Origin of the sequence: Methylobacterium sp. CCH5-D2 (assembly GCF_001556475.1) — a bacterium.
Lineage (GTDB): Bacteria > Pseudomonadota > Alphaproteobacteria > Rhizobiales > Beijerinckiaceae > Methylobacterium > Methylobacterium hispanicum.
Genome location: NZ_LSIX01000633.1, coordinates 1 through 3,608, shown reverse-complemented (window position 1 = coordinate 3,608; position 3,608 = coordinate 1). Strand labels below are relative to the sequence as shown.

Sequence of the window (3,608 nt, the reverse complement as noted above, 5' to 3'; positions counted from 1 at the left end):
CCTATTGGACGCCGATCAGCCCCTCAGCCGGGTCCTTTTTCCACGCCGATACCCACTCAGGCGCTCGCCACCGACGCGCAGGCCACCGCCGCCGGCAAGAGTGTGCGCGACACCGCGCTCGCGAAGACCGTGCTCGGCACGGCCGGGGCGGACAACGTCGGCGTCGACGCGACGAAGGCGGATCAGGTCAAGCTGAAGGCCGGCAACACCGACTACACCTTCACGATCAAGGCCGCCGACACGGTGAACGATCTCGTCAACGGCATCAACAAGTCCGGCATCGCTACGGCCGCGATCGACACCCGCGGCCAACTCGTCGTCACGGGCACCGGCTCCGACACGATCACCATGCAGGCCGGCAAGACGGCGTCGGGCACGTTCACGGCTGACGCGACCGAGACGGCCAAGCTCACGGGCGGCGCGGCCTTCTCCGTGGCGGGCGGCACCTCGGCGCAGCGCTCGGCGTTGGTCGATCAGTTCAACAACCTGCGCACCCAGATCAATCAGGCGGCCCAGGATGCCGGCTTCAACGGCACGAACCTCCTGAACGGCGATGGGCTGACCATCGCGTTCAACGAGAAGACCGGTGCCGCCCAGTCGAAGCTCGCGGTCCAGGGCAGCGCGATCACCGCGGACGCACTCGGGATCGGACGCTTCGTGGATTCCGGCACGGGTCAGGCCGGCGGCGACTTCGGCGTGCAGAACAACACCGACCTCGGGAAGGCTGCGGACGCGCTGACGAATGCGCTCACGAACCTGAAGTCGCTCTCCTCGACGTTGGGCTCGAACCTATCGGTTGTGCAGACGCGCCAGGATTTTGCCAAGCAGCTCGTCAACGTCCTCGACACCGGCTCGGCCGACCTCGTGAACGCCGACATGAACGAGGAGGCGGCAACCTCGCAGGCACTCTCGACCCGCCAGTCTCTGGCGATCTCGGCCCTGTCGCTGGCCAATCAGGCCAACCAGGGCATCCTGCAGCTCCTGCGCTGATCACGGATACGACCCGGCGCGGTGGATGGTCCGCGCCGGGCCTGCGTACGTGCGAGGAGATTGGGCTGTGGGTGCGCACTCGAGGCACCCTCGCATGACCACCCAGGCTGCAGAGAAGCGCCAGCGCGATCTCTACGAGGGGCGCGTGACGACCCTGCGCGAGTTGCAGACCGTGCAGAACGACCTCAACACGGCCAGCAACGACGCCAAGACCGCCGAGGTCGGGCTGGAGGCGGTGAGGAACCGCCTGCGCATCCTGGGCCTGCGCGACGACGAGATGGCCAACCTGCAGAAGGGCGCCATCAACCCCGCGACCGCGATCAACGCGCCGCTCAGCGGCACCATCATCCAGCGCAAGATCGGCCCCGGCCAGTACGTCACCACGGGCGGCGGCGAGCCCTCCTACATCATCGGCGACCTGTCCAAGGTCTGGCTCATCGTGCAGCTGCGCGAGTCCGACCTCGCCCGGATCGAGATGGGGGGGCGGCTGCAGTTCCGCGTGCTCTCGCACCCCGACCGCGTCTTCGAGGGCCGTATCAACTTCATCGGCTCCTCGGTCGATCCGGCGAGCCGGCGCATCACCGTGCGGGCCGACATCGACAACCCGCAGCGCCTCCTCAAGCCCGAGATGTACGCCAGCGTGCGCATCATCAACGAGCGCGAGAACCTCTCCCACGCGGTGCCCCGCGCGGCGGTCGTGCTGGAAGGCCACAAGGTGAGCGTCTGGGTGCTGAAGCCTGGCAACGTGGTCGAGAGCCGCCGCGTCCGGACCGGCATTATCGACGGCGGCAACATCGAGGTCCTCGAAGGCCTCGCGCTCGGCGAGCGGGTGATCTCGCGCGGCTCGCTGTTCATCGACCGCATGGTGACGCGGGGCTGAGGCGCCCGCGCCTTTCGAAGACTGAGGGGGAATGCATGAGGGGCATCGTCGAGCCCGCCCTGCGCCAGCGCGCGCTTGTGGTGCTGGCCTTCGTCCTGCTGCTGGCGGGCGGCCTCGCCCGCCAGCAGCGGCGCGCCCTCGGCCACCGCCTCCATCTCGGCGCGCTCGCCGTTGCAGTGGAGCGCCACGTCGATGCCGGCCGCGAAGGCCGCCTCGGCGCGGGCCCGGAACGGGCCCCGAAGCGCGCGCATCGAGAGGTCGTCGGTCATCAGCAGACCGTCGAAGCCGATCGTGCCGCGGACCACCCGCTCGATCACCGCGGCGGACTGCGTCGCGGGCCGCTCCGGGTCGATGGCCCGGAAGACCACGTGGGCGCTCATCGCCATCGGCAGGTCGGCGAGCGCCCGGAAGGGCACGAAATCCTGTGCCTCCAGCGTGGCGAGATCGGTCTCGACAACCGGCAGGCCGTGGTGGCTGTCGCAGGCCGCGCGGCCGTGGCCGGGAATGTGCTTCATCACGGGCAGCACGCCGCCGGCCATCAGCCCGTCGGCCATCGCGCGGCCGATCTCGGCCACCGCCGCCGGCGTGGTGCCGTAGGCGCGGTCGCCGATGATGTCGTGGGCGCCGGCTACCGGAACGTCGAGCACCGGCGCGCAATCGACGTTGATGCCGACATCCTTGAGGTCGTGCGCCATCAGCCGGGCGCCGAGCCGGGCGAGCGCGGCCGCCGCCCCGTCGAAGCGCGCGTAGGCCCGGCCCGCCGGGTAGGCCGGCCAGTGCGGCGGGCCCATCCGCTGCACCCGGCCGCCCTCCTGGTCGATCAGGATCGGCGCGTCGGCCCGGCCGACCGTGTCGCGGAGCGCGGCGGTCAGCGCGCGCACCTCGTCGGGCGTGCCGATGTTGCGCTTGAACAGGATGAAGCCCCAGGGCCGCACGTCCCGGAAGAAGGCGGCCTCCTCCGGCGCGAGGGTCCGGCCGGCGCAGCCGAGGATCAGGGCACGGGAGGACATCGGGACGGGCTCGCGCGGGGTGGACGGGACCGGATCGGGATCCGGGGTCGAGGAGGATCCGCCGGAGGAACCCCGCCCGCAAGGCGAAAGCGGGGCAGCCCTCGCCCGCGGGCGATGCCGCCCGGCGGGTGTTGCGTTCCGGACTCGGAGGAGAGGCCGTCGGCGCGCTAGGCGCCGCGGTTCAGGACGCAGCTCAGGTCCTGGCTCAGGTTCTGGCTCAGTTCTTGGCCACGAAGCACTGGCCGCCCGCGCCCTGCAGCGCGCTGCACAGGCTCGTCGCCTCGGCCTTGGCGAGCGGCCCGACGCGCACGCGGTAGATGGTCTTGCCGTTGACCTCGGCCTGGCGGATCAGCTCGGGCTTGCCGGCGAGCTGGCTGTACTTGCGCTGCATCTCGCGGAGCGCCGTCTGGGCGTCGCCCGCGCTGCCGCGCACGCCGAGCTGCACCGAGAAGCCGCCGACCGCGGCGGTGCTCAGAGCCGGCGCGTCGGCCGCGGCCGTGGTGGTGGGCTCGGCCGGGATGCCGGCCTCCGGCGACGCGGAGGCGAGGCGCTGGGGGGCCTTGCGGATCGAGGGCACGGGGCGCGGCTGCTCGGCGACGGCCTCCGGCGCGGCTGGCGCGGCCGCCTGGACCGGGGCCTGCGGCGTCGCGGCGGCGAGGCGCGCGGGCCGGGCGCGCGGGGCCGGCTCCTCGGTCGGCATCGTCATGGTGCTGTCTCTTATACACATC

Annotated in this window: 3 protein-coding genes and 1 pseudogene; 2 read left to right on the top strand and 2 right to left on the bottom strand. The window is 71.6% G+C overall.

Annotation, left to right across the window (positions count from 1 at the left end):
* The coding region (locus AX737_RS33375) for a flagellin (protein ID WP_156453792.1) at window positions 1-990 on the top strand (990 nt) is incomplete at its 5' end.
* Between the two features lie 94 nt (window positions 991-1,084).
* On the top strand, window positions 1,085-1,870 hold the full coding sequence (locus tag AX737_RS32170) for an efflux RND transporter periplasmic adaptor subunit (protein WP_238229363.1): 786 nt from the start codon (window positions 1,085-1,087) through the stop codon (window positions 1,868-1,870).
* A 101-nt stretch (window positions 1,871-1,971) separates the two neighbouring features.
* On the opposite strand, the pseudogene nagZ reads toward AX737_RS32170, so the two are convergent.
* Both nagZ and AX737_RS16950 read right to left on the bottom strand, forming a co-directional pair.
* Window positions 1,972-2,880: pseudogene (nagZ, locus tag AX737_RS16955) on the bottom strand (beta-N-acetylhexosaminidase); the annotation flags it as partial.
* A 217-nt stretch (window positions 2,881-3,097) separates the two neighbouring features.
* Window positions 3,098-3,608 (bottom strand): SPOR domain-containing protein (locus tag AX737_RS16950; protein WP_082773098.1); only part of this gene is annotated, 511 nt, incomplete at its 5' end.

What these genes read in the sequence shown, in the direction of transcription:
- AX737_RS32170 (WP_238229363.1), top strand. Translation starts at nt 1,085, where the DNA reads ATGACCACCCAGGCTGCAGAGAAGCGCCAGCGCGATCTCTACGAGGGG.